The sequence below is a fragment of the Maricaulis virginensis genome, from assembly GCF_027922185.1.
In the GTDB taxonomy this organism is placed as follows: domain Bacteria; phylum Pseudomonadota; class Alphaproteobacteria; order Caulobacterales; family Maricaulaceae; genus Maricaulis; species Maricaulis virginensis.
Map to the genome: position 1 here is coordinate 29,256 of NZ_BSFE01000013.1, position 24,914 is coordinate 54,169.

26 protein-coding genes are annotated in these 24,914 nt (G+C 66.0%); 15 read left to right on the forward strand and 11 right to left on the reverse strand.

Features of this window, described 5'->3' with window-relative positions; all coding sequences use genetic code 11:
- Nucleotides 1-10: 10 nt before the first annotated feature.
- A complete protein-coding gene (locus PKE71_RS16220; RefSeq protein WP_271188053.1) occupies nt 11-1,441 on the reverse strand; it encodes a serine hydrolase domain-containing protein in 1,431 nt (476 codons plus the stop codon).
- 363 nt (nt 1,442-1,804) lie between these two features.
- A complete protein-coding gene (locus PKE71_RS16225; protein WP_271188054.1) occupies nt 1,805-4,615 on the reverse strand; it encodes a TonB-dependent receptor in 2,811 nt (936 codons plus the stop codon).
- 243 nt (nt 4,616-4,858) lie between these two features.
- Between PKE71_RS16225 and PKE71_RS16230 the strand changes: the two genes are divergently transcribed.
- From PKE71_RS16230 to PKE71_RS16245, 4 genes are all read left to right on the forward strand, one after another.
- The gene (locus tag PKE71_RS16230; protein WP_271188055.1) at nt 4,859-5,896 is read left to right on the forward strand and encodes a phytase; all 1,038 of its coding nucleotides are present in this window, start codon (nt 4,859-4,861) and stop codon (nt 5,894-5,896) included.
- A 10-nt stretch (nt 5,897-5,906) separates the two neighbouring features.
- Nucleotides 5,907-6,251, forward strand: a complete 345-nt coding sequence (locus tag PKE71_RS16235; protein WP_271188056.1) for a hypothetical protein — start codon at nt 5,907-5,909, stop codon at nt 6,249-6,251.
- A gap of 32 nt (nt 6,252-6,283) precedes the next feature.
- Nucleotides 6,284-7,381 carry a helix-turn-helix domain-containing protein gene (locus PKE71_RS16240; RefSeq protein ID WP_271188057.1) on the forward strand — a complete coding sequence of 366 codons (1,098 nt, stop codon included), beginning with the start codon at nt 6,284-6,286 and terminating at the stop codon, nt 7,379-7,381.
- An 88-nt stretch (nt 7,382-7,469) separates the two neighbouring features.
- On the forward strand, nt 7,470-8,882 hold the full coding sequence (locus PKE71_RS16245; protein ID WP_271188058.1) for an amidohydrolase family protein: 1,413 nt from the start codon (nt 7,470-7,472) through the stop codon (nt 8,880-8,882).
- 80 nt (nt 8,883-8,962) lie between these two features.
- Here the strand turns inward: PKE71_RS16245 and PKE71_RS16250 are convergent, their stop codons facing one another.
- The 4 genes from PKE71_RS16250 to PKE71_RS16265 form a co-directional block, all read right to left on the reverse strand.
- On the reverse strand, nt 8,963-9,892 hold the full coding sequence (locus PKE71_RS16250) for an electron transfer flavoprotein subunit alpha/FixB family protein (protein WP_271188059.1): 930 nt from the start codon (nt 9,890-9,892) through the stop codon (nt 8,963-8,965).
- A 2-nt stretch (nt 9,893-9,894) separates the two neighbouring features.
- Nucleotides 9,895-10,644: an electron transfer flavoprotein subunit beta/FixA family protein gene (locus PKE71_RS16255; protein ID WP_271188060.1), complete on the reverse strand. Its 750-nt coding sequence runs from the start codon at nt 10,642-10,644 to the stop codon at nt 9,895-9,897.
- A gap of 329 nt (nt 10,645-10,973) precedes the next feature.
- A complete protein-coding gene (locus tag PKE71_RS16260) occupies nt 10,974-11,558 on the reverse strand; it encodes a YceI family protein (protein WP_271188061.1) in 585 nt (194 codons plus the stop codon).
- Nucleotides 11,559-11,668: 110 nt separating this feature from the next.
- A complete protein-coding gene (locus PKE71_RS16265; RefSeq protein ID WP_271188062.1) occupies nt 11,669-12,244 on the reverse strand; it encodes a cob(I)yrinic acid a,c-diamide adenosyltransferase in 576 nt (191 codons plus the stop codon).
- Nucleotides 12,245-12,307: 63 nt separating this feature from the next.
- Between PKE71_RS16265 and PKE71_RS16270 the strand changes: the two genes are divergently transcribed.
- Nucleotides 12,308-13,393: a serine hydrolase domain-containing protein gene (locus PKE71_RS16270; RefSeq protein WP_271188063.1), complete on the forward strand. Its 1,086-nt coding sequence runs from the start codon at nt 12,308-12,310 to the stop codon at nt 13,391-13,393.
- A gap of 5 nt (nt 13,394-13,398) precedes the next feature.
- On the opposite strand, the gene PKE71_RS16275 is transcribed toward PKE71_RS16270, so the two are convergent.
- Together PKE71_RS16275 and PKE71_RS16280 are read right to left on the reverse strand one after the other, a co-directional pair.
- Entirely contained in the window at nt 13,399-13,614 is a 216-nt protein-coding gene (locus PKE71_RS16275; protein WP_271188064.1) for a twin transmembrane helix small protein, read from the reverse strand.
- Nucleotides 13,614-14,663: a Rieske 2Fe-2S domain-containing protein gene (locus PKE71_RS16280; RefSeq protein ID WP_271188065.1), complete on the reverse strand. Its 1,050-nt coding sequence runs from the start codon at nt 14,661-14,663 to the stop codon at nt 13,614-13,616. The genes PKE71_RS16275 and PKE71_RS16280 overlap by 1 nt, the downstream gene beginning before the upstream one ends.
- A 137-nt stretch (nt 14,664-14,800) precedes the next feature.
- On the opposite strand from PKE71_RS16280, the gene PKE71_RS16285 reads away from it, so the two are divergent.
- On the forward strand, nt 14,801-15,355 hold the full coding sequence (locus PKE71_RS16285) for a hypothetical protein (protein WP_271188066.1): 555 nt from the start codon (nt 14,801-14,803) through the stop codon (nt 15,353-15,355).
- Here PKE71_RS16285 and PKE71_RS16290 read toward each other — a convergent pair.
- Nucleotides 15,352-16,284: a hypothetical protein gene (locus PKE71_RS16290; RefSeq protein ID WP_271188067.1), complete on the reverse strand. Its 933-nt coding sequence runs from the start codon at nt 16,282-16,284 to the stop codon at nt 15,352-15,354. The genes PKE71_RS16285 and PKE71_RS16290 overlap by 4 nt on opposite strands.
- 99 nt (nt 16,285-16,383) lie before the next feature.
- Nucleotides 16,384-17,253 (reverse strand): tRNA glutamyl-Q(34) synthetase GluQRS, encoded by an 870-nt coding sequence (gene gluQRS, locus PKE71_RS16295; protein ID WP_271188068.1) that lies wholly within the window; start codon nt 17,251-17,253, stop codon nt 16,384-16,386.
- Nucleotides 17,254-17,424: 171 nt separating this feature from the next.
- On the opposite strand from gluQRS, the gene PKE71_RS16300 reads away from it, so the two are divergent.
- The 4 genes from PKE71_RS16300 (at nt 17,425) to PKE71_RS16315 (ending at nt 19,891) form a co-directional block, all read left to right on the forward strand.
- Nucleotides 17,425-18,090, forward strand: a complete 666-nt coding sequence (locus PKE71_RS16300) for an alpha/beta hydrolase (RefSeq protein WP_271188069.1) — start codon at nt 17,425-17,427, stop codon at nt 18,088-18,090.
- A gap of 218 nt (nt 18,091-18,308) precedes the next feature.
- Nucleotides 18,309-18,875 carry an HNH endonuclease gene (locus tag PKE71_RS16305; protein ID WP_271188070.1) on the forward strand — a complete coding sequence of 189 codons (567 nt, stop codon included), beginning with the start codon at nt 18,309-18,311 and terminating at the stop codon, nt 18,873-18,875.
- A 22-nt stretch (nt 18,876-18,897) separates the two neighbouring features.
- Nucleotides 18,898-19,410, forward strand: coding sequence for a DUF1697 domain-containing protein (locus tag PKE71_RS16310; RefSeq protein WP_271188071.1), 513 nt, complete (start codon nt 18,898-18,900; stop codon nt 19,408-19,410).
- Nucleotides 19,411-19,498: 88 nt separating this feature from the next.
- Nucleotides 19,499-19,891: an RcnB family protein gene (locus PKE71_RS16315; RefSeq protein WP_271188072.1), complete on the forward strand. Its 393-nt coding sequence runs from the start codon at nt 19,499-19,501 to the stop codon at nt 19,889-19,891.
- Between the two features lie 302 nt (nt 19,892-20,193).
- Here the strand turns inward: PKE71_RS16315 and PKE71_RS16320 are convergent, their stop codons facing one another.
- Nucleotides 20,194-21,024: a penicillin-binding transpeptidase domain-containing protein gene (locus tag PKE71_RS16320; protein ID WP_271188073.1), complete on the reverse strand. Its 831-nt coding sequence runs from the start codon at nt 21,022-21,024 to the stop codon at nt 20,194-20,196.
- Nucleotides 21,025-21,193: 169 nt separating this feature from the next.
- On the opposite strand from PKE71_RS16320, the gene PKE71_RS16325 reads away from it, so the two are divergent.
- The 5 genes from PKE71_RS16325 (at nt 21,194) to PKE71_RS16345 (ending at nt 24,908) form a co-directional block, all read left to right on the forward strand.
- The gene (locus tag PKE71_RS16325; protein ID WP_271188074.1) at nt 21,194-21,595 is read left to right on the forward strand and encodes a hypothetical protein; all 402 of its coding nucleotides are present in this window, start codon (nt 21,194-21,196) and stop codon (nt 21,593-21,595) included.
- Between the two features lie 65 nt (nt 21,596-21,660).
- The gene (locus PKE71_RS16330) at nt 21,661-22,239 is read left to right on the forward strand and encodes an RNA polymerase sigma factor (protein ID WP_271188075.1); all 579 of its coding nucleotides are present in this window, start codon (nt 21,661-21,663) and stop codon (nt 22,237-22,239) included.
- The gene (locus PKE71_RS16335) at nt 22,226-22,615 is read left to right on the forward strand and encodes a DUF6768 family protein (RefSeq protein ID WP_271188076.1); all 390 of its coding nucleotides are present in this window, start codon (nt 22,226-22,228) and stop codon (nt 22,613-22,615) included. Before PKE71_RS16330 ends, PKE71_RS16335 begins: the two co-directional genes overlap by 14 nt.
- 161 nt (nt 22,616-22,776) lie before the next feature.
- Nucleotides 22,777-23,664, forward strand: coding sequence for an RNA polymerase sigma factor RpoH (gene rpoH / locus PKE71_RS16340; RefSeq protein ID WP_271188077.1), 888 nt, complete (start codon nt 22,777-22,779; stop codon nt 23,662-23,664).
- Between the two features lie 131 nt (nt 23,665-23,795).
- Nucleotides 23,796-24,908, forward strand: coding sequence for a DUF481 domain-containing protein (locus PKE71_RS16345; RefSeq protein WP_271188078.1), 1,113 nt, complete (start codon nt 23,796-23,798; stop codon nt 24,906-24,908).
- Nucleotides 24,909-24,914 lie beyond the last annotated feature (6 nt).

The window sequence follows — 24,914 nt, forward strand, 5'->3', positions numbered from 1 at the left end:
CGAGCGGCATCTAGTTCCTTGGAAAATCATTATTGTAGCCGCTCCCCTGCGTCATGCGGACCCATCGGATCGCGCCGTCATTCGCTTCGATGAACTGGTAGGTCGTGTTCTGCGATGGCGAGATGAGTGTCGCGGGGCCGACGGGGACAAGTGTTTGTGCCGCCGCGTCGCCGGGGGCTGTGAGGGTGAGGGCACCGTCTGCCACCGAGAAGACCAGTCCGTCGCCATACGTGCCGGCGAAACGCTGGAGATCCGCCGCGGGCAGACCGGCCTCCGTGTAGACCGTGGGCTCCAGCAGAGGCCAGCCGTATTCATGCGCAACCGACCGCGCAATCGAGGCCATCAGGTTGAAACCGTTATCGCTGTTGGTCATGACGACCAGCGCCTGATTGCCGGGCAGATGGCCCACCATGTAGCTGGTGAAGCCGGCATTGCTGCCCCAGTGCTCGACCAGCACTTCGCCATCGGCGCCCGGCGTCCGGGTAAAGCCCAGCCGGCCTTCGGAGTGCGCGAAAACCTCTGCGGCCAGTTCAGGGGAGAGGATACGGCCCGCGCCCGTTGCCCGATCCTCCATCAGCGTGCCCATGAAGCGGGCCAGATCGCCCGGTGTCGACCACATGCCGCCGGCCGCGAGGAAGGGAAACAGCCTGTCGGGATAGGGCTGCAGCGCGTTGGAATAACCGGTCGCGGCCGCTGCGTTCAGTGCCGGCGGGGCCGGCTGGGCAAAAGTGCTGCGCGTCATGCCGGCCGGGGAGAAGACGATCCGCTCCGCGGCGGTCTGGAAATCCTCGCCGGTCGCGTCCTGCACCAGTTTCTGGATGATGGCATAGCCGGGATTGGAGTAGCGGTAGCGCGCGCCGGGGACGGCTTCCACGGCGGCCGGCGGATCCACCGAAGGCGGCGCACCGGTCAGCATGGCCTCGATCGAGGGGAGCGGTTCGCCCGGATCGTAGGCCGACCAAAGATGATTGGCGATGCCGGCCGTGTGGCCGACCAGGCGGCGCAGGGTGACGGGCTCTTCGGCCGTGAATGCGCTGGCGGGGATCTGCCAGTCGTGCAGATAATCGTCGACATCCGCGTCCAGGCTCAGCGCGCCCCGGTCGACCAGGTGCAGCGCCATCATGGCCGCCACGGGCTTGCTCAGCGAAGCCGCCGCGAACACGGTGTCGGGCGTGACCGGAGCTGCCGTGGCAAGATCGGCATAGCCGAACGTCATCTGCCAGGCGATTTCTCCATCCTCGATGAAAGCCATGCCGAGCCCGGGAATATCCTGCTCCAGCATCGCCTGCGGGATCGACCTCGCGTCGAGATGGCCTTCCAGATAGTGGGCGGGAAGCACGCTTTCCCGGATGCGGTCGGGCGATGACTGCAACCCGGGCACGGGCTCGCCCTGCAGGGAGAGTGCAGCAAGTGCGGCCAGGCACGGCGCCAGAATACTCATCGGCAGGGTCCGTTATCTGTCGGCATCTTTTGGAGAAACAGCCGGTTGGCAGGATGCCGTCAGTCAAGCAGCACCGCCGCTCCGGAACAACTTACTGTGTCGTAAGGGGGCACCGGACAGAAAAAAGGGCCGTCCACAACGCGGACGGCCCTGTGAGTTTGAAACCTTGCCCGGAGGGATAAGCGGGAAGGTCACCCGGTCGGGGAGGAGCGGGTCGGCGCCTGTCTACGCCGATAACGCGACGGATCGGTGACGCCTGGAAGACAGTTTCGCGTCGGTCGCGCCGAGAATTAACTATCGGAAATAAAAAGAAAAACCCCGGGCCGAAGGCCCGGGGTTTCCTGTGTGGAATGCAATGCTCGCCTAGTAGGTGAAGCGCACGCCGAAGACGGCCGACCAGCCATATTCTTCGAACTGTTCCACCCGGTCGACACCGTCCGGACGGGTCACGGCGCGGTAGGGTTCGTCAGTGACATTCTTCAGATCGCCGAAGATCTGGAGATGGTCGTTGAAGCGGAACTTTGCCGACAGGTCGAGCTGGGTGTGGTCGAGCACGATCCGGTCCTCGCCGGCATCGCCGCGGATCTCGTCGAGGAATTCGGAGCGGTGCGAGACGACGGCGCGCAGGTCCCAGGGGCCCTGGTCGTAGCCGAGCACGGCGTTCCAGACTTCGTCCGACTGGCGCGGCAGCGGCACGACACGGCCGTCCGGCAGGGTCGCCTCGCTATCGGCGAGGGTGGCGTTGAAGCCGGCGATGAAGCCTTCCACCGGCAGGAAGTCGAGCGCTTGCTGGTAGTTGAACTCCCAGCCCGACACTTCCGCTTCCGGCAGGTTGATATAGCTGTCGGCCTCGTCGAACAGGCGGCCATTGATCAGCTCGTTCTCGTACTGGATCGGGCCGATGACGTTTTCCAGATCCTTGAAGAAGTAGCCGAGATAAACGACGGCGTCATTGTTCGGATACCATTCCAGCGAGGCCTCGAAATTGTCGGCTTCCAGGCGCTGCAGGTCCGGATTGCCGAGTTCGCCCTCGATCTCGTCGTCGTCATTCTGTTCGACCAGGAGACGCGGTGCGAACTGGCCCGGGTTCGGGCGCTGGATCGAGGCATAGTAGGAGGCGCGGGCAATCCAGTTCTCGGCCACTTCATAGCGGGCGAGGATGGAGGGCAGCACGTCGGTATAGTCGTCCGAGACGTATTGCGGCGTGACGATCACCGTGTCTTCGTCCAGGGTCACACCGCCGACGGTGGCGTCTTCCTCGGCGAGGAAAGCTTCATAGCCATAGGCCGACACGTCGGTCTGCTCGATCCGGAAGCCGCCGACCACGCTGAGCGGGCCGTTCTCGATGGAGCCCATCAGATAGGCCGCCATGATGTCTTCCTCGACACCGTAGGTCGCGCCATAGCTGTCGATGTCGCTGGCGATCGGATCCAGTTCCAGGGCGCCGAGATTGGCGTTGAAATAGTCGCGCACCGCGACCGGATCCGGCACCGGGCCGAGGCGGTCCTGCGAGTAGTCGACCGAGCGCACGACCTGGTCGAGCGTCAGATTGCCGTCGTCTTCATAGACGTCGAAGTCCAGCGCGTATTTCTTGTCGCGCATGCGGGCCCGCACGCCGTACTGGATGTAGGTGGCCATGCCGCCATAGTTGAAGTCGTGGCGGATGTTCAGGGCTGCGGCGTATTCGCGGTCCTGGGCCAGGCCGTTGGTGACCTCGAAGCCGGCATTTTCGTAGATCGACGGATCGAAGACCGAAGCGGTCGTCTGGCCGCCGCCATAGACAAGCTGTGGCATCAGCGGGTTGGAGACGTCGACGCCGAAGGACTCGTCGTCCTCGAATTCGTAGGAGAAGTCGGTGTCCAGACGGTTCGGCTCTTCCTCTTCGGAATGGACATAGGAGAGCGACCAGTCGACCGTCGTGTTGCCGCGCAGCCATTCGCCGCCGAAATCGGTGGCGAAGATCATCTGGGTTTCCAGGCGGTCCTTGATGTCGCGGTCGATTTCCATCTCTTCGGCGACGAAAGCCGCCAGATCGCCGGAGGACGCGGCATCATTGTACTCGGCATCTTCCAGCTTCACCTCGACCCGGTTGCGGTATTCATGGTCGGAGAAATCGGACCAGGTGTTGCGCAGGTAGAAGCTCAGCTCGTTCGACCAGCGATAGTCGAAATTCAGGGCCGCCGTCGTGCGTTCGCGCGTGATCTGGTAGTTGCGCATCTCGACTTCGTTCGGGAAAGGCACGCTTTCGTCCGTTTCCCAGCCGCCGTCGACCTCATAGCTTTCCGAGCCGAAGACGCGTTCCTGGTGCGACAGCGAGCCGGCCACGCCGAGACGGCCGTCGAGGAAGTTGTTGGCGAAGTTCACCGAGCCGCGCCAGCCGAATTCCTGTTCGATATCGGAGTAGAGCGAAGCCACCCGGCCGCGGACGTAGAGATGGTCGACATCGAGGCCCGAGGTGGTCTCGATCTCGACATTGCCGCCGACACTGTCACCGTCCATGTCCGGCGTCAGCGACTTGTTGATAACGACGCTGGAGAGCACGTCGGCATCGATGACGTCGAGGCCGACCTGGCGGTCTTCGGCTTCCGGCGAGGTCAGGCGCACGCCATTGATCGAGGTGGAGACGAGGTTCGGATCCAGACCGCGGATCGAGACGAAACGGCCTTCGCCCTGGTCGTTCAGCACGTTCACGCCGACGGCGCGGCGGGCGGCCTCGGCGACGTTCTCGTCCGGGAACTGGCCGATCGCGTCGGCGGAGAGGACGACGATATTGCCGTCATTGGCGCGCTGGCGCGACAGGGCGGAGTTGAGCGCGCCGCGCTGGCCGATCACCAGGATGTTGTCGACATAGTCGACATCTTCGCCGATCACGATCACCGGGGTCGCGGTGTCCGTGACGCTGGCCAGCGTCACCGAGGTCTCGGCCGGCTCGGCGCCGACATAGCTGATGCGCAGCGTGTAGGTGCCGGCAGCGAGGCCGACGATGCGGAATGCGCCGTCCGAACCGGCGGCAACGGTCTGGCCCGTTTCCACGATGCGGATGGTGGCGCCCTCCAGACCGACGGTCCGGGAGCCGTCCATCACGCGGCCGGCAATGGTACCGGCCTGGGCAGCGGTCGCAGCAGCAAGTGCCAGCACCGAGGCGGTGCCGAGCATGGCGAATGTCCTGGTCATGATGTCCCCCTTCAAGGAAATGACTGGCGAGTCGGGCCTGGCAGTCCGATTTCGGCGCCTTATTGGGGGAAAAGCCGCGACAGGCTGATGACGTTATGGCTGCACTTCCATGTCGTTTGGATCGAAGTTTTGTGACGGTGCGAAATTGCATCACCCCGTCAAGGAAGTGTCACGATTGGCCGCGTGCCATTGCGGCATGACCCGTGCTATTGCGCTGCGAACCGGACTTCTGGAGGGACAGTCATGAAGCGGATTCTCGGCCTTGCGGCATTCTCGCTGGCACTGGGCGGCTGTGGCGGCGGACTGCCGGCTGTCGAGATCGAAGCCGTGCTGGAAACGGCGAGCGTCGCCGGTACGGGCGATGCGGCCGACGATCCGGCCGTGTGGGTCTCGGACACGCCGGCCGACAGCCTGATCTTCGGCACCGACAAGGATAATGGCGTCTACGTCTACACCCTGACCGGCGCCGAGCATGCCTACCTGCCCGAAGGCCGGCTTAACAATGTCGACGTCCGCTACGACTTCGCGCTCGGTGACCGTGTCGTCGACATTGCCGGCGCGTCCGACCGTTCCAACATCGGCATCGCCTTCTTCTTCATCGATCCGGACACGCGCGATGTGAGCTATGCCGGCGCCGTGCCGCTGGACAATATCGTCGAGCCCTATGGTTTCTGCTTCTACCGCAGCCGCCAGGATGGCGAGCTTTATGCCTTTGTCTCCGACAAGGAACCGGGCACCTTCATTCAGGTCCGCGTGGGCTGGAATGGCGAGAGCGTCACCGCCGAGGAAGTCCGCCGCGTCACGCTGGGCACGATCGCGGAAGGCTGTGTTGCGGACGAGCGCACCGGCACGGTCTACATGAATGAAGAGAATGCCGGCGTCTGGATGATGGGCGCCGAGCCCACCGATCCGGCCGAACCGGTGCAGATCGCCGCCGTCGACGGCCAGCAGCTCAGCGCCGATGCCGAGGGCGCCGCCCTCCTGCCGCGCGGCGAGACCGGCGGCTGGCTGGTCGTCTCCTCCCAGAGCGACAATGCCTATGCGGCCTATGATCTGGAAACGCACGAATTCGTCACGCGCTTCCGGATCGTCGACGGCGCCGTCGACGGGGTGACCCATACGGACGGTCTGGACATTTCCACCGCCAATCTGGGCGAGACTTTCCCAGGCGGGATCTTCGTCGTGCAGGACGACGAGAACGAGACCGGCGGCCAGAACTTCAAATTCGTCGATCTGCGCTCGCTGACCGTTGTGCTGGAAGGCGGGAGCGCGGCGGAGTAGTCCGGGCCGCATGGCCCTGCTTCTTCCGCTCATTCTTCTTGTCGCCATTATTGCCCTGGTCTGGCTGCACCGCAGCCGGGACCGGGGGCTGGCGCAGCAGCTCGGCGAGATCGAACGTGATCTCGCCGCCCGCCTGGTCCTGCTGGAACGTGGCGAGAAGCCGGTCGCCGGCGGGCCCGGTATCGACGCGGGCGAGGCCGGCGATGCGCTGACCAAGGCACCCCAGCACATCTTCGACAGCGTGCATGCGGCCTATGATGCCTGCGAACGCGAGGCCGCCGATGCGCCGCAACTCTTGCGCCGTGCCGTGTCCGCCCTGGCCGAATACCGCGACTTTCGCGGCTGGAAGGGCTAGGCAGGCCGCCTCCAGTCCTTAATCTGCCCGCCATGACGCTCCAGCCGGTCAATCTCGTCCATATCGCCCTGATCGCCATTGCCGGTCTGGGCGTGCTGCTGACCGTATCGCAGCCGCGCCTGCGGGCGGTGTCGGCGCTGATGGCGATGTCCTGCACCTGGATGATCTTCAACGTGCTGGAGGAGACCGCCGGGTTTCGCGACATCTGGCTCGTCACGCCGGCCTTCCGCCTGGCCTATCCGCCGCTTGTCTATCTCACTGTCCGCGGCATCATGATCGCCGGCCCGGCGCTGACCTGGCGCGACTGGCCGCATGCCGTGCCCTTCCTCATCGCGCTGGCGCTGACGACGCAGATCGCCTGGGTCGAGCACGCCGCCCGGATCAGCCTGTTCGTCTATTCCGCCGCCGCGGTCTGGCTCATCCACCGCTTCCGCAGGGCGACCCGCGAGACCCGGTCCGATGCCCGGGCGATCCAGCTCAACGGGCTCTACGCCCTGATCGGTTTCTATGTCGTCGATGGCGTGTTCGACGTGCTGCGGATGGATGCGCACTGGATCCATCCCTACTGGCCATGGCTGGGGACCCAGACCGCCTATCTCTTCCAGATCAGCGTCTCGCTGGCCTTCGTGGTGATGCTGATCCTGATCGCCGTCCGCCACAGCCGGCTGTTCGAGGGGCTCGAACCCGGAGCGCTGGACGCGCCGCGGGACGAGCCGGCCACGCCGGCGCCGGGCGATGAGGCCGCAGCGACCGAGGACTTCCGGCGCATCGATACGGTCGTGCGCGGCGAGGCGCTCTATTCGGAACCGCGTCTCACCCGGCCGGAAGTCGCGGCGGCAGCAGGGCTGGGCGAGCGCGCCGTGTCGCGCGCGATCAAGACGGCGACGGGGCGCAATTTCAACGACTATATCAACAGTCTGCGGATCGAGGATGTCTGCGCGATGATGCAGGAGGACGCCCGCGCCGGCACAGCCCAGCGCGTGATCGACCTGGCCTTCACCGCCGGCTTCTCGTCGAAATCCGTGTTCAACGCCGTCTTCAAGCGCGAGACCGGCGAGACGCCCTCGGCCTATGCTGCCGGCCTGCGCAGCGGCGAAGACGGACCGGTATCCGGTATCCGCAGCGCTTGACGAATTCCGCACGTCCGGAATCCGGATTCCGGACGATCCCGTCCGCCGGACATGCTGACCTCTCCCGAAATCCAGACGGGAGACATTCATGCTTCGTATCCTCGCCGGCGGCCTTGCCGTCATCCTGGCCGCGATCGCCGCCACGGCCGTCATCATCGCCCGGGTGCCCGGCGCCATGGTGCCGGACCGCAATGCATCGCGGACCTGGCTGATCGAGCACGCCACACTGTTCGACCCGGAAACCGGTACCCGGCAGGCCGGCCGGTCGGTCCTGGTGCAGGACGGGCGGATCGCGCGTATCGGGCCGGACGGGATGTCCGGCACCGATCCGGACATTCCGCGCATCGACGCGCAGGGCCGCACCCTGATGCCCGGACTGATCGACATGCACGTCCATGTTTTCGATGAGGTGGACCTGGCGGCCGGGCTGGCGCGCGGCGTCACGACCGTGCGCAATATGGGCGGCATGCCCTTCCATCTGCCGCTCGCCCGGCGCATCGATGCGGGCCGTCTCTACGGCCCCCGCCTCATCACCACAGGCGCGATCATCAATGAACGCGGCGGCCGCAATGCCAACCTGCTGCACGAGGCGGTGAGCGGTGGCGGCGAGGCGCGCGCGGCCGTACGGCGCCAGCACGCGGCCGGTTTCCGCCACCTCAAACTCTATTCCAACCTGTCGGGCGAGAGCTTTGCCGCGATCCGCGAGGAGGCGGCGGCGCTGGGTATGACGATGAGCGGTCACCCGGTCGAGGGCACCGAAGACGACCCGCTGCCCTTCACCGATACGCTGCCGGCCGGTTTCGACACGATCGAGCACAGCGAGTCGATCGTCTGGCATGGCCTGTCCGACAATACCGACCCGGAGAGCGCCCGCGCCCTGGCGCAGACGATTGCGGCGGCCGGTGCCACGGTCGACCCGACGCTGGTGGTGCACGAGAACCTGGCGCGCATCGTCGAGACGCGCGGCGGGCATCTGCTGCGCCCCGAGATGGACGGCTATAACCCTGTGGTCGCCGGCTTCGAGCAGGATGCGTTCGACTTCTGGTCGCGCTATGTCCATGAGGACCGCACGCGCATGCAGGCCTTCTACGAGGCTTTCACCGGCATGATGCACGAGGACGGCGTGCGCCTGACGGTCGGTTCGGATTCCGGGATTATGGCCTCGCCGCATGGTGTCTCGACGGTGCGCGAGATCGAGCTTCTGGTCCGGGCCGGGCTGACACCGCTGGAGGCAATCCGGTCGGCGACCGTGCATCCGGCCGATGTGCTGGGGCTGGAGGGCAAGATCGGCTGTGTGGCCGTGGGCTGCTTTGCCGATCTGGTTCTGGTTGACGGTGACCCGCTGACCAGCCCGTCCATCCTCTACGCGCCGCGCGGTGTGATGCGTGACGGGCGCTGGCTCGACCGCGATGCGCTCGATGCGCTGGAAGAGGCCGGGCGGCAGCCCTCGGCGCTTCGCACCTGGTGGCGCCTGGGCCGGCATCTGCTGGCGATCCGCTAATCTTGCCTTGACGTGAGTACCAAAAGAAAACGCCCGGCTGGATGGCCGGGCGTTTCCTGATTTGTCCGGTGCGGCGAGGCTCAGCCCAGCGCTTCGTCCAGTTCCGGCAGGGCCTGGAACAGGTCCGCGACGAGGCCATAATCGGCGACCTGGAAGATCGGCGCTTCCTCGTCCTTGTTGATCGCGACGATGACCTTGGAGTCCTTCATCCCGGCCAGGTGCTGGATGGCACCGGAAATGCCGACCGCGATGTAGAGTTCCGGCGCGACGACCTTGCCGGTCTGGCCGACCTGGTAGTCGTTCGGCACGAAGCCGGCATCGACAGCGGCGCGCGAGGCACCGACGGCGGCGCCCAGCTTGTCGGCGATCTTGTCCAGCAGGTGGAAATTCTCGCCGGATTGCATGCCGCGGCCGCCGGAGATGACGATCTTGGCCTGGGTCAGTTCCGGACGATCCGATTCCGACAGCTCCTCGGAGACGAATTCCGACTTGAACGGGCCGGAGGAGGCACCGAGATCCTCGACCGGGGCCGAGCCGCCGTCACCGGCCTTCTCGAACGTGGTCGGGCGGACCGTGATGACCTTCTTTGCGTCCCTGGACTTCACCGTCATCATCGCGTTGCCGGCATAGACCGGACGCACGAAGGTGTCGGCGCTTTCCACTGCGGTGATGTCGGAGATCTGCATCACGTCGAGGCGGGCGGCGACGCGGGGCATGAAGTTCTTGCCCATCGTGCTCGCGGCGGCGAGGACGGCGTCATAATCGTCCATCAGCGGCGTGACCAGCGCGTCCATGGCTTCCGCCGTCGGCGAGGCGAAGACGTCGGCTTCGGCGTGCAGCACCTTGGCGACACCGTCCAGCTTGGACGCGGCTTCGGCCACGCCGCCGGCATCCTTGCCGGCCACGAGGACGTGGATATCGCCGCCGATCTTCCTGGCGGCGGTGATCACGGCGCGGGTGGCGTCGTTGAGCGCGCTGTTGTCGTGCTCGGCAATAACGAGAACCGTCATGATCAGATCACTCCCGCTTCATTCTTCAGCTTGTCGACCAGCTCGGCGACGCTCTCCACCTTGATACCGGCTTCGCGCTTCGGCGGTTCGGAAACCTTCACGACTTCCAGACGCTTGGCGATATCGACGCCGAAATCGTCCGGAGCCTTGGTGTCGATCGGCTTGCGCTTGGCCTTCATGATGTTCGGCAGCGAGGCGTAGCGCGGCTCGTTCAGGCGCAGGTCGGTGGTGATCACGGCCGGCAGTTCCAGCGCGATCGTCTGCAGGCCGCCATCGACCTCGCGGGTCACGGTGGCCTTGCCGTCGGCGATCTCGACCTTGGAGGCGAAGGTGCCCTGCGGCCAGTCCAGCAGTGCGGCCAGCATCTGGCCGGTCTGGTTGGCGTCGTCGTCGATCGCCTGCTTGCCCAGCAGCACGATCTCCGGCTTCTCCTCGTCGGTCACGGCCTTCAGCAGCTTGGCGACGGCGAGCGGTTCGACGGTCTCGTCGGTCTGGATCAGGATGCCGCGGTCGGCGCCCATGGCGAGGGCGGTCCGCAGGGTCTCCTGGGCCTGCGCCGGTCCGATGGACACGACGACGATTTCTTCCGCGACGCCCTTTTCCTTCAGGCGGATCGCTTCCTCGACGGCGATCTCGCAGAAGGGGTTCATGGACATCTTCACATTCGCGAGGTCGACGCCCGTTTGATCGGGCTTCACGCGGACCTTCACGTTGTAATCGACGACCCGTTTGACGGGGACGAGAATCTTCATGCTGGGGCTCCGGTTGGCCGCGCGCGGGATATTCTGCGCACCTACAAAGAACAGGCGGCGAAACTGCCTTCGCGCGTGCGGTAAGTCAATGCAGCCCGCTGGCTTACGCGTGCGTCAATTCGCACCTGGCATGTGGATTCGGGTATGCCGGTGCGGTTGGTCGCGGCTGCATTTTCGGCGCTGCGCCAGCGCTGAAATGCTGCGGTGCGGTGTGATCTGAAGGGCTCGATTCGAGCTTCAGGTACGTTTTGCGCTCAGCGTGCCCGGCATAAAAAGAGGGCGCTTCCGGCCGGAAGCGCCCTCGATCGACCAGTGTCGTTGCGATGCGGTTATTCCGCCGCAGCGACCAGCTCGGTGGAGATGAAGAGTTCGATCTCGTCGGAGACGTAGGGGACGGCGAAGCCCATATCCCACTCCGAACGCATCAGGGAGCCAGTGGCGGTGAAGCCGGCCTTGGTATTGCCCTCCTGGGTCTCGCCGACCTGGTTCAGGGTGACGTCGAGCGTGACCGGTGCGGTGACGCCGTTCATCGTCAGATTGCCGGTCATCGTGCCGGTCTCGCCATCCTCGGTCTGGAAGCCGGTGGCGACGAAATGCGCCGTCGGATTGGTCTCCAGGCCGAAGAAGTCGTCCGAGGCGAGGTGGCCCAGGAAGCGCTCCTGGTTGGCGCCGGCCCAGATGCCGCCGACCAGGTTGAAGGTGATGTCGACCGTCGAGGCGGACGGGTCTTCCAGGTCGAGGTCCAGCGTGCCGTCATAATCGGTGAACTGGAGCGACTGGGTGGAATAGCCCTGGTGCACCCAGGAGGCCTGGATGATCGTGTGGGACTTGTCGAACTCGAACGAAACCGGTTCGGCCTGGGCGGCGGCACCGATCAGGACGAGGGCGGCAGTGGCAGTCAGAAAGCGGGTCATGCGGGTCTCCGGATGAGCTGAATTGTCGCACCCAGAGATAGGCGATCTGCAGCGCATGTCGACCGGGCAGATATCACTTTCGTGTTTCCTGCGCGGAAACAATCGCGTGGCTAGCGGTCTTTTCCCGGCACCCAAAGCACATCGCCGCCGGTCTCCAGATTGGCGATCCGGGCCATCACGAACAACAGGTCGGACAGGCGGTTGGCGTATTTCAGCGCCTGCGGATTGATCCGCGCGCCGGAGGCGATCAGGGCGGAGATCCTGCGCTCGGCGCGGCGGCAGACCGTGCGCGAGAAGTGCAGGCGCGCGGCGGCTTCGCTGCCGGCCGGCAGGATGAAGGAGTTCAGCGGTTCCAGGCGCGCATTCAGCCGGTCGATCGCCGCCTCCAGGCGCTCGACCTGCCCGGCGGTCACGCGCAGGGGCTCGAAGTCCGGCGGCGTATCGCTCTCGGGCACGCACAGATCGGCGCCCAGATCGAACAGGTCGTTCTGGATGCGCGCCAGATCCTCATCCAGCTCGTGCCCGGCGCCCAGCGCCGCGCGGGCAAGGCCGAGGGAGGAATTCGTCTCGTCGATATCCCCGTAGGCATCGACCCGCGGGTCATGCTTGACTGTTTCGGACATGTCGCCGAGCCGGGTGGTACCGGCGTCGCCGGTGCGGGTGTAGATTTTTGTCAGTCGGACCATGTCCGCCTGTCTAGCGCCCCGGCGCCGCGCGCGAAAGCCCGGCCGGCAAACCGGAGGATATCCATGCTGTCACCGCTCTGCTTCGCCGCCGCACCCTTCATCATGCTGCAGGCCGTTGCCCCGGCTGCTCAGGACGCCGCGCTCGCGGTGACGGCCGAACAGCTGATCGCGGAAACCGGATCGCCGGGCGCGGCGGTCATGGTGGCGCGCGGCGGGGATATCCGCCTCGGCACGGCCGGCGTGCGGGCCCGCGGCAGCGATGCCGCGATCGCGCCGGACGATCTCTGGCATATCGGATCGGATACCAAGGCGATGACGGCGACCCTGGTGGCCCGTCTGGCCGAGCGCGGCGTGATCGGCTGGGACGACACGATCGGGGAGCATCTGGGCAATCGCGTCGAGGAAATCCATCCCGCCTATCGCGACATGACCTTCCGCCACCTTCTCTCGCACCGTGCCGGGCTGGATGCCAATCCGGGCATGCTGGCCCTGGTCGGTTTCGCCACCAGTGACGCGCCCCTGGGTGAGCAGCGTCTGGACTATGCCGCCAACATGCTCGCCCGCGAACCGGCGGCGCAGGCCGAGACGGAATTTCTCTATTCCAATGCCGGCTATGTGATCGCCGGGGCGATGCTGGAACAGGTGACGGGCGAGAGCTGGGAAGAGCTGATCCGCACCGAAGTGTTCGAACCGCTGGGGATGACCAGCGCCGGTTTCGGGGCACCCGGTTCGGCGGACGCGGTCGACCAGCCGCGCGGTCACCGCGCCGGCCTGTTCGGCGGGCTCAACGCCGTGGCGCCCGGGCCGCGTGCCGACAATCCGCCGGTGATGGGACCGGCCGGCACGGTGCACGCCTCGATGAGCGATATCGCCCGCTTCCTCAACGCACATCTCGACCAGCCGGAAGACTATCTCTCCGCTGACAGCTGGGCGCTGCTGCACACGCCGCCCTTCGGCGGCGAGTATGCGATGGGCTGGGGTGTCGGCGAGGGCGGCCGTCTGCAGCACGCCGGGTCGAACACGATGTGGTTCGTCGTGGTGGCCGTAGATCCGGTGGCGGGCGAGGTGCGGGCGGTGGGCGTCAATGACGGCCGCATCGACCGGGTGGCCGGCCCCGTACGCGACGCGCTGCAGGGCCTGGCCGACTGACGGGGTCAGCCGCCGAAATTCTGACGGACCAGGAAGATCGCGATGATGATCAGGATGGCGGAGAACTGCAGCACGATGCGCAGGCGCATCAGCTTGTTCGAGCGCGAGCGCGCCTTCTCGTCACCGCGATAGAGATTGATGATGCCGAAGGCCAGCACGGCCACGACGGCGATCATCGCGAGGTAGAGCAGTCCGGTGAGAATATCGTCGATCGGCGGCATCAGCTTCTCCAGCGCAGGGTGGCGGGCTTGACGGGGTTCCTGAAAGCCTCGCCCGTGTCGCGGTGCTTGTCCCAGGCCCGCTTGAGGGCGAAATACCATTTTGCCTGCACGTCGGCATCGTGGATCAGCATCAGCTTGGGATCATAGGCCAGGCCCACCTGCTGGGCATTCACCGCATCGCGGTCCTGCCCGACAAAGATGGAGATGCCCGTCTTCAGCAGGAAGTTCGGGATGGCGTGGATCAGCGGGTGGTTCCAGTAGACCACGATCGTGATGGCCGTGGAGTTTTCATTGGTCGGCGTCACGGCGGTAAAGCCGGTGAAATGCTTGCCGCCGGCCTGGACGTATTCGGTGCGCAGGCCCGGCAGCTGGAAGCGGATCTCGGTCTGCGGCTCGCCCAGCAGGCGGTAGAGATAGGAATTCTTCGACGGGGTGTGCGGCAGCATGGTGAAGCCGCGCTCGACCGGGCCGAACTTCTTTTCCTTCTCGTGCACGGATTTCGCCGAGCGCCACCACCATTGCCGGTGGATATAGGGGATGTGGGCCGGGTCCATCAGGCCGATCACGGCATGGTCGACATGGCAGTTGAAGACGTCGCGCACGACGAGGCGCGGCTTTTCGCCTTCCGGAATGTCCAGCTTCGGCGGCTCGACCGCCGGCGGTTTGTCCGCGTCTTCCTCGCGGGCGTAATAGATCCAGATCAGGCCCTGGTCCTCGTGCACCGGGAAGGCGCGGGTGCGGATCTTCGTGAGGTCCATCGCCTTCGCCTGCTCGGCGGTCAGCGAGGGGATGGCGGCGCAGGACCCGTCCGTGCGGAAACGCCAGCCATGATAGGGGCATTCCACATGCGTCTCGCCATTGTGCTGCTGGGCTTCGCCGCCGGACAGCAGGATGCCCCGGTGCGGACAGATATCCTTCAGCGCATAGGCTTTGCCATTATGGTCGCGGCCAAACAGTACGGGCTGTCCCAGCAACTCGCGATGGAGGTGCTGGCCCGGTTTGAGCTCGCTCGACAGGCAGCCGAAATACCAGAGATCACGCACGAACATGCATCGCCTGATAGCGTGTCCCGTGCCGCCTGCCTAGCATGGAGACCGCATTAAACCTGCGGCATATCCGCTTGCGGGACGCCGCATGCGGGCCCTAGTCTGATGTCAGCGCTGGGGCGCGCAAACGGGGTGCGGCGATGTGGACACGCGCTTTGCGGCGTTTCGGCCTGGCCGGAGCAGCTGCCCTGACCGCCATGGCCTGCTCGCAGCAGGATGCAGCGGAGACACCGGCCGCCGGGCTGCCCGCCGGCGTGCTTGCGGCCTTTCACGATCATCTCGACCGGATCAGCGGCGGCGCCCTTGTCTGCCGTGACGGCGACATTGCCGCCGCTGCGACGGTGTCCGGCGACATCAATGCCGATCGCCGGCCCGACTATGTGGTCGATACGCGCAGCCTCAACTGCCAGGCCCGCCGCGACGGCCCGGCCGTGGCCTATTTCTGCGGCACGGGCAGCTGCGCCTTTCCGCTGATCGTATCGCAGGGCGAGGCCTGGCAGACCGTCGCCCTGATGTCGGGCAATCAGGCGCGCATCGTGCAGCATTATCGCGAGACCCGGATCGAGATCCGCGAAGGCGCGCGCGGTGTGCCGGGCGGCGGCATCACCGTGCGCGAATATACCTGGCGCGAGGGCCGGCTGGTGCGCACCGGCGAGTGGGTGGAGGGCGTCGAGGCCCGGCGCCTGACCGACTAGTCGGACGCCTCCGCCCCGTTGAGCTGGTCGATATAGCCCGCGCCCAGCGACTGCTCGATGACCAGGATTTCCGGCTTGTCGAAACGCAGTGCGATCCGGCCGTCCTCGTAGAAGCGGAAACTGTCGCCGGCATAAACCGGCATGCCATAGGCCGCATCCATCGCTGCCTGCAGGCGATCGGATTCGCCGCGCCCGGTCAGGATCCAGGCCAGCACAAGCTGGCCATCGCCGAACACGAACTCGATCTTGCGTTCGAACCCGGCAACCGCATACCCGAAACAATTGATCTGGGTCTGTGTCGCCGGCTGCGTCGGCAGGCCGGGCGGATCGATCTCGCGCACCTGGACGACGGGGCAGGCCGCCTCGATCTCCGGCATCAGGGTCTCGAGGCTGGCGCCCGGACGCACTTCCGGCGGTATGGACACATCGAGCGGCGGGTAGTCCAGCGGTTCGCCGTCCAGCAAGGGGTTGTGCCAGGCAAACAGATTGGTGTGCAGCCCGTCGGCCGAAAGGATGTGCGCGGTTCCCGCGGCACTGTCGAGCATCAGCCCGGCCGCCGGATAGGCCGTCCAGTCCTGGAAAGTGACGCTGTCGCCGGCGTGCGCAGTCAGCGGCGCCGTGTCGCCGCGGGCCTCGATCTGGACCAGTGCGCCGTCGGCGAGGGTGAAGACGGCCGCATCGAGCCGCGCGCCGCTGTCGAAGGTGAAGCCGGTGCAGACGAGATGGGTTTCCTGCTCGCGCGCCAGCGGGAAGCCGGCGGTTGGCGGGGAGACGGCCTGCAGGCTGTCGCAGCGCGGTTCGAGCGCCTGTTCGACGCTCGCCCGGCCGGCGCCGAGCACCAGCGTTTCGTCGAAAGCCTGCGACGGCGCCGGACCGGCTTGCGTCGTGGCGGCCAGGGCCGCGGCGAGCGAGAGTGAAAGCAGTGGCATGATGTCCCCGTTCTGGATTGCGTGCGTTCTGTGAGGGTGATGCGTGGCAGCCGCCGTCCGGATGCGCGGCGGCGGATTAAATCCCGGTTATATGTGCGTTCAGGCGAAGCGCGCCCGGATATCCGCCGGTGTCCCGCCGGCCGCCCGCATGGCGCGCAGGGTGGCGGCCCTGTTGCGCTTGGCGAAGCGTTCGCCCTTCGCATCCGTCAGAAGCCGGTGATGGCGATAGACCGGGACGGGCAGGTCCAGCAGTGTCTGCAGCAGCACGTGCAGCGGGGTGAGCTCGAAGAGGTCGACGCCGCGGATCACATGGGTGATGCCCTGCAGGGCATCGTCATGCACGACGGCGATATGATAGCTCGTGCCGACATCCTTGCGCGCCAGCACGACATCGCCCAGCGGATCGGGATCGGCGGCGATCTCGCCGCGCCCCTCCTCGACAAAGCGCCCCTCTTCGACAAAGCGCCCTTCTTCGACAAAGCGCATCGCCGCAAAGCGTTCGCCCAGCACGTCGCGGCAGCGCGCCAGCGACAGCCGCCAGGCATAGGCCTCGCCCGCCTCGACACGCGCCACCTCCTCATCCGCGCTCATCGGTTCGGCCGGTCCGCGATAGACATCGCCGACGCCATGCGGCGCGCGGGCGATATCCTCCAGGATTTCCCGCCGCGTCTTGAAGCAGCGATAGACCACGCCCTGTTCCTGCAGACGTTGCAGCACACCGTCGAAATCGCCGAAATGCGCCGACTGCCGCCGCACCGGTTCTTCCCATTCCAGCCCCAGCCAGGCCAGATCCTCCAGGATGGCGGCATCGAATTCCGGCTTGCAGCGCACCGTGTCGATATCCTCCATCCGCAGAATGAACCGCCCGCCGGCCTCGCGTGCGGCGGTGAAGGCCGTCCACGCCGAAAAGGCATGGCCGAGATGGAGATAGCCGGTCGGTGAGGGGGCGAAACGCGTGGTGAAGGTCATGGGCCGGGGTCTGAACAAGGGCTCGCCCCGCTTGCGGGGGAGCTGTCGGCGTAGCCGACTGAGGGGGCGCAGCGCAAGCGGCCCGCTGAAAAGTCCCGTACACCCATTCCCCTTGCCCCCGGCGCCCGCATCCCGCTATCTCGGGAGACGCAGACCATACCGGAGCCTTTAATGTCACGACCCATCGACGGACCCCGCCTGGCCCCGCGCGACGGACAGGCGCCGAAGAAACTTGTGATCTTCCTGCATGGATACGGGTCGAACGGGCAGGACCTGATCTCCCTGGGCCAGCACTGGGCGAAGGATCTGCCGCATGTGCAATGGGTGTCGCCGAATGCGCCGGACCCGGTGCCGGGCGCGCCGGACGGGTATCAATGGTTCCCGATCTCCAATCTCGACCCGCAGCGCATCGAGACGGGCGCCAGCGCGGCCTGGCCCATCGTCGATGCCTTCATCGACCAGGAACTGCACCGCTACCGGCTGAGCGAGCAGGACCTTGTCCTGTGCGGTTTCTCCCAGGGCACGATGCTGTCGCTGCATGCCGGCCTGCGGCGCAAGCGGCCGCTGGCCGGGATACTGGGCTTTTCCGGTGCCCTGCCGGGCGGGGCGCGCCTGAAGGAAGAGATGGCCTCGAAACCGCCCCTCATGCTGATCCACGGCGACCAGGACCAGGTGCTGCCGCTGGGCTTCATGTTCGACGCGCTCGAACATATCGCCGCGGCCGGACACGGCGCGCAGTGGCATATCTCGCAGGGCATTCCGCACTCGATCGGCCAAGACGGCCTGGAACTGGGCGCCCACTTTCTGGGCCGGGCCCTGTCGGGCCGCTATCTCTAGCGAAGGCAGGTCCTGCCGGGCCGACACGCAAGATTCTCAAGACCGTCATAGGCGTGTCACGCGAATGGCTGTAACCTTCTCCCGAGCTCGGGATGCGAGATGATTCGTCGAAACGAATCCGCCTCTTGAGCGCGACGGGAGGTGAGCTTTCAGGACGCCTGTCCAGAATACACACCCCCTCAGCGGCCGCTCCGGCGGCGTTGTCGAGGGAGGTCGCCATGCAGGTGCTTGACCGGGCGCCGCAGGGATGGCCCTGTCTGGTGCTGAATGCGGACTACCAGCCGCTGAGCTACTGGCCGCTGTCGACCTGGCCCTGGCAGGAAGCCATCAAGAACGTCTTCCTCGAACGCGTCGCCGTCGTCTCCCATTATGACGAGGTCGTGCACTCGCCCTCTTTCGAGATGCATGTGCCCTCGGTCGTGGCGCTGCGCGACTATATCACCCAGGACCGCTCGCCTGCCTTCACGCGCTATAATGTGTGGCTGCGCGACGGCTTCAAATGCGCCTATTGCGGCGCGCCGGGTGTCGACCAGCTGACGTTCGACCATGTCATCCCGCGCCGCCAGGGCGGCAAGACCAGCTGGGAAAACATCGTCGCCGCCTGCGGGCCCTGCAATCTGAAGAAGGGCGGCCGCACCCCGCGCGAGGCCGGCATGCCGCTGCGCCGCCCGCCGCAGCGCCCCAACATGCACGAACTGCAGGCCCAGGGCCGGAAATTCCCGCCGAAATTCCTGCACGAAAGCTGGCTCGACTATCTCTACTGGGATATCGAACTGGAACGCTGAGCCGCGGTTTCCGGACGACGCCATGCCCACACACATCGCCCTTCTGCGCGCCGTCAATGTCGGCGGGACCGGCAAACTGCCCATGGCGGAGCTGCGGGCGATGGCCGGGCAGATCGGCTTCGACAATCCGCGCACCTATATTGCCAGCGGCAATCTCGTCTTCGAAAGCGCGATGACGGCCGATGAGGCCCGCGCGGCGCTGGAAGCCGCGCTGGAGGCCTATGCCGGCAAGCCGGTGGGTGTCGTGATGCGCTCGCCGGACGCGATGCAGGCCGTGCTCGACGCCAACCCGTTTCCCGAAGCGGCGGGAAACCGCTGCATCGTGCACTTCCTCGACGCGGCGCCGCCGGCCGATCTGGAAGCGACGCTGCGCCACCGGGCCGACGAGCAGATCGCCGCCGGCGAGCGGGAAATCTACATCCATTACGGCGACGGGATGGCGCAGTCGAAACTCGTTGTTCCGGCAACGAAAACCGGCACCGGCCGCAATCTCAACACGGTGGCGAAACTGATCGCCCTGGCCGCCCGGACCTGAGCCTCCCGGCACTGGCACAGCGTGCAGCCCGGGAACTCCGGCCGCGTCCGGCCGTTTCACCTCCTGTCCCCAGTGAAGGAGGTTGGACATGAAACATTTCCATCCGTCCGCGACTTGCAGGAATATTCTGCGCGGCACAGTGGCGGCTGCCGGGCTGGCCCTGCTGGCCGGCGCACCCGTACAGGCCGACCCGCCGCACTGTCCGCCGGGCCTTGAACGTCAGGGGCGCTGCGGGCCGGGCGATCATCACCGCCACGACCGCCGTGACGAGGCGCGGGCCTATGAACAGGGCTATCGCGACGGCCAGCGCGATGCCTGGCGCATCGGCGACCGGTTCGAGCGCGAAGAGTATGTCGTGGTGCGCGAATACAGCCGCTATCAGCTCTCGCCCCCGCCGCATGGCCACTACTATGTGCGCGTCGATGACGAGGTGCTGCTGATCGATGCGGCCACCCGTATCGTGGCCGATCTGGTGGACTGACCGGGACCGGTTTCCCGGCCTCCTTTCCCGGGGTGCAAAAAAATCTGCAGCACCCCGGGAACCAAAGTGTCGGGAGGCCGTTTCTCCGGCAAGAACGACGCAGACAAGAGAGCCCCGCCATGAGGCAGAAAATCCGGCTGTATTTCTACGCCATTGCCTTCGTCAGCGGTTCTCTCGTGCTGATCTTCGGCGGCGGCCCGGCCACGCCGTAACACAGATCGGGAAGCGGGAAGGCCCGGTGCCCCCTACGTCCCAAACGCCACTTGGTGTTTCCGCTTCCCGATACCCTTCTCAACTCCCGGCTATTCAGCCCCCTCGGGCAGAACATCCAGAGCGATCAGCGCCGCAATGGCGGCCGGCCGGCGCCGGGCGACATCGGCGCGCTCCGGCATGTCCATGTTCAGCGCAAACGCCCAGGTCTCGCCTGGGCGTTCCACCCAGCCGACATACCAGCCCGTATCCAGCGCTGCGTCGCGGAAACGCCAGCCGGTCTTGGCATAGAGCGTCCAGGGGCCGCGATCGTCCTCGCCCGTGGCGACCTGCATGATGTCGCGGGCTTCGGCCATCGTCTCCGCAGACACCGGCAGCCGGTCCAGCGCCAGGCGTTCCAGAAAATCCACCTGTTCGCGGGCCGAGATCTCCAGCGGCCCGTCCAGCCAGTATTGCGTCAGGTCGGCCTCGCCGCCGATCGTCTCATTGCCATAGTCGAACCGGTCCAGCCAGGCCGCCATGGTCCCGCCGCCCAGCGTCGCGGTCATGCGCTGATAGACCCAGACCGCCGAGACGCGGAAAGCACTCGTCATGGTCTGGTCCTGATTCCAGACATCGAATTCACGCATCCGGCCGTCCCATTCGAAATGCGTGTCCGGTTCGGCAAAGCCGGTTTCCAGCGCGATCAGCGTGTGCGGGATTTTCGAGGTCGAGGCCGGCGGGAAGCGGATCGCGCTGCGGTCCGCATTCACCACCCATTCCGCACCGTCCTCGAGACGGCGGGCGATGAAGGTCGCGGTGTCCGTATCGACCCCGGCGCTGGCGAGCGCGGCGTCGAGATCCGGCGAGGCCGGCTGGGCGGCGGCCGGTGCCGCGTGAAACAGCGCCAGTGTGGCGGCGATGGCGATCATGGGTGTGCGCATGTGGAGTGTCCCCTTGCTTGATTGGCGGCCATCTCTTGCTGTCGCGGGCAGGCGAATTTGCGGCGCGGGCGGGGCCTTGTGAGGGTTTTGTCAGGGCGGCCGGTTTACACCGGGCGTTAATGCATCCTGTGCTAGCGTCGGCCATGGATGCCCATAAGGAGGTGTCGCCATGGCCAAGACGATGACATCGAGCTATCGCCGGATCTCGGACCATTTCGAGCCGGACCTGGTCGAGGATCCGGTCGAGCAGCGCAAGCGCCGCGGCCATCTCGAACAGATCGACTATACGGTGTTTGCCGCCAATCAGGCCGTGATGAGCAAGACGATCCATCACGTCACCATCGAGGATTTCCAGAACCTGGCCCTGTCCGCTTCCAAGGCGCGCGGCGCCTGGGTGGATGCGGCGATGTCGGCAGCACGCTCGCGCTCGCCCCTGTCGGAACAGGAAGTCCAGCGGCTGACCCATCTGCGCTCGGCCTATGACGAGCTGTGCGAGGCCTATGAGGCCATGCGGCGCATGGTGGAACGCGGCTATCTGCGCTTCCAGGCGGGCGTTCCCAAACGCGATTGAACCGGTTCGCGCATTTCGGGCACCTTTGACCTGACGGCAGGTGATCGTCGGTCAGGAGCGGTCCGGTGCGGCGCGACGTCCAGAGAATTTTCCAGGAAAGCCAGGTGCTTGCCGCGCAGGCAGGCGACCGCACGGCATTCGGGCATCTGGCGGCCTGCTGGCAGCCGCGATTGCTCGCCCATGCCCGGCGGCTGACCGATACCTCCGACATGGCGCGCGACGTGCTGCAGGAAGCCTGGGTGGATATCGTCCGGGGCTTGCCGCGTCTGCGCGACCCGGTCGCCTTCCCGGCCTGGAGCTACCGCATCGTGACGCGCAAGGCTGCACAGGCCGTCTCCCGTATCCAGCGCACCCGCCGCACCGCTCACGACCTGGCCAGCGATCCCGGCCAGGGGCGGGTCGAATGGCCCGAGGCCGAAGCCCGGTCCGACCTCGCGCGCGTCTCCCGGGCCATTGCGGCCCTGCCGCCGGCCCAGCGGGCAGCCATGGGCCTTCATTACATGGACGGTTTCTCGGTCGCCGAGATCGCCGTGGCGCTCGGTATTCCGGCCGGAACCGTCAAGACACGCCTGATGCATGCGCGGCGGAAAATCCGTGCCGCGCTCGAACCTGACAGAGAAGGAGACAGTGATGACACGCAGTGACAGCGAACTCGACGCGCTCATCGCCGAAGCGCTCGATGCCGACGACCGGGCCCTGCTGGCCGAGTTCGAGGACGAGCCCGGCTATTTCAGCCAGGCGCTCTCGGTATTCCGCGGCAAGCTCGCCTGGGTGATGTGGGTGGCCTATATCACCAACATCGCCGGGGCCGGGCTGGCGATCTGGGGCGCCTGGCAGATGTTCCAGACCACCGATCCGGTGATGACCGTCCGCTGGGCGGTGCTGATCCTGGCCTCGCTGGTGATCGGCCTGTTCATGAAGTCCAGCCTGGGCAATCAGATGATGACCAATCGCACTCTGCGCGAGATCAAGCGTCTGGAGCTGCAGATCGCCCGGGCAAGGCTGCCGGAGAAAGCCTGAGCGCCCGGCTCGGTCATTCACGAATGACAGTCATGCAGATCACAGCACTGTGAGGGACTAACAATTGGCGCAATCGGTTCCTAAATAGGCTTCGGACGCGGCATCCGGGGGGCGTGAAAATGACGCATGCCCGCAGGCTGCCGAAGGGATAGGATGTCATCATGGCCAACGCACTTTCAGTCGCGCTCTCGCCCGAACAGGGCCTGTCGAGCTACCTGGCGGAGATCCGCCGCTTCCCGATGCTGTCCAAGGATGAGGAATTCATGCTGGGCAAGCGCTGGCGCGAGCACGAGGATCCCGAAGCCGCCGAGAAGCTGGTGACCTCTCACCTGCGTCTCGTCGCCAAGATCGCCATGGGCTATCGCGGCTACGGCCTGCCGGTCGCCGAGGTGATCTCGGAAGGCAATGTCGGCCTGATGCAGGCGGTCAAGAAATTCGATCCGGAAAAGGGTTTCCGCCTGGCGACCTATGCCATGTGGTGGATCCGCGCCTCGATCCAGGAATACATCCTGCGGTCCTGGTCGCTGGTGAAGATGGGCACGACCGCGGCCCAGAAGAAGCTGTTCTTCAACCTGCGCCGCATGAAGAGCCAGATGCAGGCCCTGGAAGAGGGCGATCTCAAGCCGGAACAGGTCGAGGCGATCGCCACCAAGCTGGGCGTGACCACCGAGGACGTCGTGTCGATGAACGGGCGCCTGTCCGGACCCGATGCCTCGCTCAACGCGCCGCTGCGCGGCACCGAGGGTGAGGGCCAGTGGCAGGACTGGCTGGCCGATGACAATGCGGAAAGCCAGGAAGACGAGCTGGTCCAGTCCGACGAGTTCGATACGCGCATGACGCTGCTGCAGTCGGCCATGGGCGAGCTCAATGAGCGCGAACAGCACATCCTGCAGGAACGCCGCCTGACCGAAGAGCCCAAGACGCTGGAAGAACTGGCCGACCAGTATGGCGTGTCGCGTGAGCGTATCCGCCAGATCGAGGTCCGCGCCTTCGAAAAGCTTCAAAAGGCGATGAAGTCGATGGCGGCCGAACAGGGTCTTCTCAACTAGAACGTTTTTCGCGAAAGCAGACACCGGGTCTATCCTTCGAAAACGCGGTGATTGCGCACCTTTTGCACTGTGCATGTCTGGACCTGACGGCCTTCGGCCGTTAGGTCTGCCGGCACACGAAAGGTTTGCGTATGCGTGTTCGTCTGACCCCGCTTCTCGGCGCTGCGGTAATGCTCTGCCCGTCAACGGCTCATGCCGAACTGTCCCGCGAGTACCGGGCCCTGCTGGCCGCCGCCGATGTCCGCCAGGACGACGAGGAATTCCTCGCCACGGCCGATCTGATCGCCACGGTTACACCGGGTGGCCGGTCCGATGTCCGCGCGGCTGTCGCTGAATTGCTGCCGCGCCGTCTCGATGTGCTGCGCGCCTGGGACCAGACCGCCCGCGACACGGTCCCGCTGGAGCCGGAAATCGTCCAGGCCGCCCGCCGCGGCACGCCGCAGGTTACCATCGTCGATGCGCCGGATACCGATGACGAGACGGTGGCCGCACCGTCCGGCGCCGGGACCACGGAGCATGACAGCGGCACGGACACGGTCGAGCCCGGCGAGGTGGAGGCGCCCCGGACCGCGCACTGGCCCGGCCGCATGGACTGGCTGCACCCCTATCACTGGGATGGCCGCGCCAAGGCAGGCCTCGCCGTCGACAGCGGCAATACCGACCAGACCAATTACTCGATGGCGCTGGAGGTCAGCCGGCCGCTCAATGGCGGCTGGGGCTTCGACGGCAAGACGGAATATTTCTACACCGAGAGCGACGGCAATGTGACGCGCGACCGCTGGCTGGTCGAGGCCCGCGGCGAGCGGCCGACGGTCGATGCCTGGAGCTTCTATCTCGGCTCCAGCTACGAGCAGGACCGCATGTCCGGCTTCGACTATACCGCTGTCCTGTCGGCCGGTGCGACGCTGCACGCCCTCGACGATGACCGCACCAGCTGGGTCCTGCGCGCCGGCCCCGGTGCCCGCCACCGCGTCCCCACCGATGAGGGCGGCGTGACGCAATGGGTGCTCGAACTGGGCTCGGTCTATGATTTCGCGGTGACGGAAACCGCGCAATTCTCCTCGGAGACGACGCTGCTGGCCGGCCCGGCCTCACGCGCCGAGCAGCGCTTCAAGCTGACCACCGCCATCAGCGAGGACTGGGGGCTGGAGCTGGGCTATCGCGTCAAGCACGAGTTCGACGCCCAGCCCGGCCGCGAGGAAACCGACAGCCGGCTGGACTTCTCGATCGTCCACGAATTCTAGGCGTTC

Bases quoted from the DNA above. Each gene is read 5' to 3' on its own strand.
- PKE71_RS16220 (WP_271188053.1), bottom strand. From the start codon at position 1,441: ATGAGTATTCTGGCGCCGTGCCTGGCCGCACTTGCTGCACTCTCCCTG.
- PKE71_RS16225 (WP_271188054.1), bottom strand. From the start codon at position 4,615: ATGACCAGGACATTCGCCATGCTCGGCACCGCCTCGGTGCTGGCACTT.
- PKE71_RS16230 (WP_271188055.1), top strand. From the start codon at position 4,859: ATGAAGCGGATTCTCGGCCTTGCGGCATTCTCGCTGGCACTGGGCGGC.
- PKE71_RS16235 (WP_271188056.1), top strand. From the start codon at position 5,907: ATGGCCCTGCTTCTTCCGCTCATTCTTCTTGTCGCCATTATTGCCCTG.
- PKE71_RS16240 (WP_271188057.1), top strand. From the start codon at position 6,284: ATGACGCTCCAGCCGGTCAATCTCGTCCATATCGCCCTGATCGCCATT.
- PKE71_RS16245 (WP_271188058.1), top strand. From the start codon at position 7,470: ATGCTTCGTATCCTCGCCGGCGGCCTTGCCGTCATCCTGGCCGCGATC.
- PKE71_RS16250 (WP_271188059.1), bottom strand. From the start codon at position 9,892: ATGACGGTTCTCGTTATTGCCGAGCACGACAACAGCGCGCTCAACGAC.
- PKE71_RS16255 (WP_271188060.1), bottom strand. From the start codon at position 10,644: ATGAAGATTCTCGTCCCCGTCAAACGGGTCGTCGATTACAACGTGAAG.
- PKE71_RS16260 (WP_271188061.1), bottom strand. From the start codon at position 11,558: ATGACCCGCTTTCTGACTGCCACTGCCGCCCTCGTCCTGATCGGTGCC.
- PKE71_RS16265 (WP_271188062.1), bottom strand. From the start codon at position 12,244: ATGGTCCGACTGACAAAAATCTACACCCGCACCGGCGACGCCGGTACC.
- PKE71_RS16270 (WP_271188063.1), top strand. From the start codon at position 12,308: ATGCTGTCACCGCTCTGCTTCGCCGCCGCACCCTTCATCATGCTGCAG.
- PKE71_RS16275 (WP_271188064.1), bottom strand. From the start codon at position 13,614: ATGCCGCCGATCGACGATATTCTCACCGGACTGCTCTACCTCGCGATG.
- PKE71_RS16280 (WP_271188065.1), bottom strand. From the start codon at position 14,663: ATGTTCGTGCGTGATCTCTGGTATTTCGGCTGCCTGTCGAGCGAGCTC.
- PKE71_RS16285 (WP_271188066.1), top strand. From the start codon at position 14,801: ATGTGGACACGCGCTTTGCGGCGTTTCGGCCTGGCCGGAGCAGCTGCC.
- PKE71_RS16290 (WP_271188067.1), bottom strand. From the start codon at position 16,284: ATGCCACTGCTTTCACTCTCGCTCGCCGCGGCCCTGGCCGCCACGACG.
- gluQRS (WP_271188068.1), bottom strand. From the start codon at position 17,253: ATGACCTTCACCACGCGTTTCGCCCCCTCACCGACCGGCTATCTCCAT.
- PKE71_RS16300 (WP_271188069.1), top strand. From the start codon at position 17,425: ATGTCACGACCCATCGACGGACCCCGCCTGGCCCCGCGCGACGGACAG.
- PKE71_RS16305 (WP_271188070.1), top strand. From the start codon at position 18,309: ATGCAGGTGCTTGACCGGGCGCCGCAGGGATGGCCCTGTCTGGTGCTG.
- PKE71_RS16310 (WP_271188071.1), top strand. From the start codon at position 18,898: ATGCCCACACACATCGCCCTTCTGCGCGCCGTCAATGTCGGCGGGACC.
- PKE71_RS16315 (WP_271188072.1), top strand. From the start codon at position 19,499: ATGAAACATTTCCATCCGTCCGCGACTTGCAGGAATATTCTGCGCGGC.
- PKE71_RS16320 (WP_271188073.1), bottom strand. From the start codon at position 21,024: ATGCGCACACCCATGATCGCCATCGCCGCCACACTGGCGCTGTTTCAC.
- PKE71_RS16325 (WP_271188074.1), top strand. From the start codon at position 21,194: ATGGCCAAGACGATGACATCGAGCTATCGCCGGATCTCGGACCATTTC.
- PKE71_RS16335 (WP_271188076.1), top strand. From the start codon at position 22,226: ATGACACGCAGTGACAGCGAACTCGACGCGCTCATCGCCGAAGCGCTC.
- rpoH (WP_271188077.1), top strand. From the start codon at position 22,777: ATGGCCAACGCACTTTCAGTCGCGCTCTCGCCCGAACAGGGCCTGTCG.
- PKE71_RS16345 (WP_271188078.1), top strand. From the start codon at position 23,796: ATGCGTGTTCGTCTGACCCCGCTTCTCGGCGCTGCGGTAATGCTCTGC.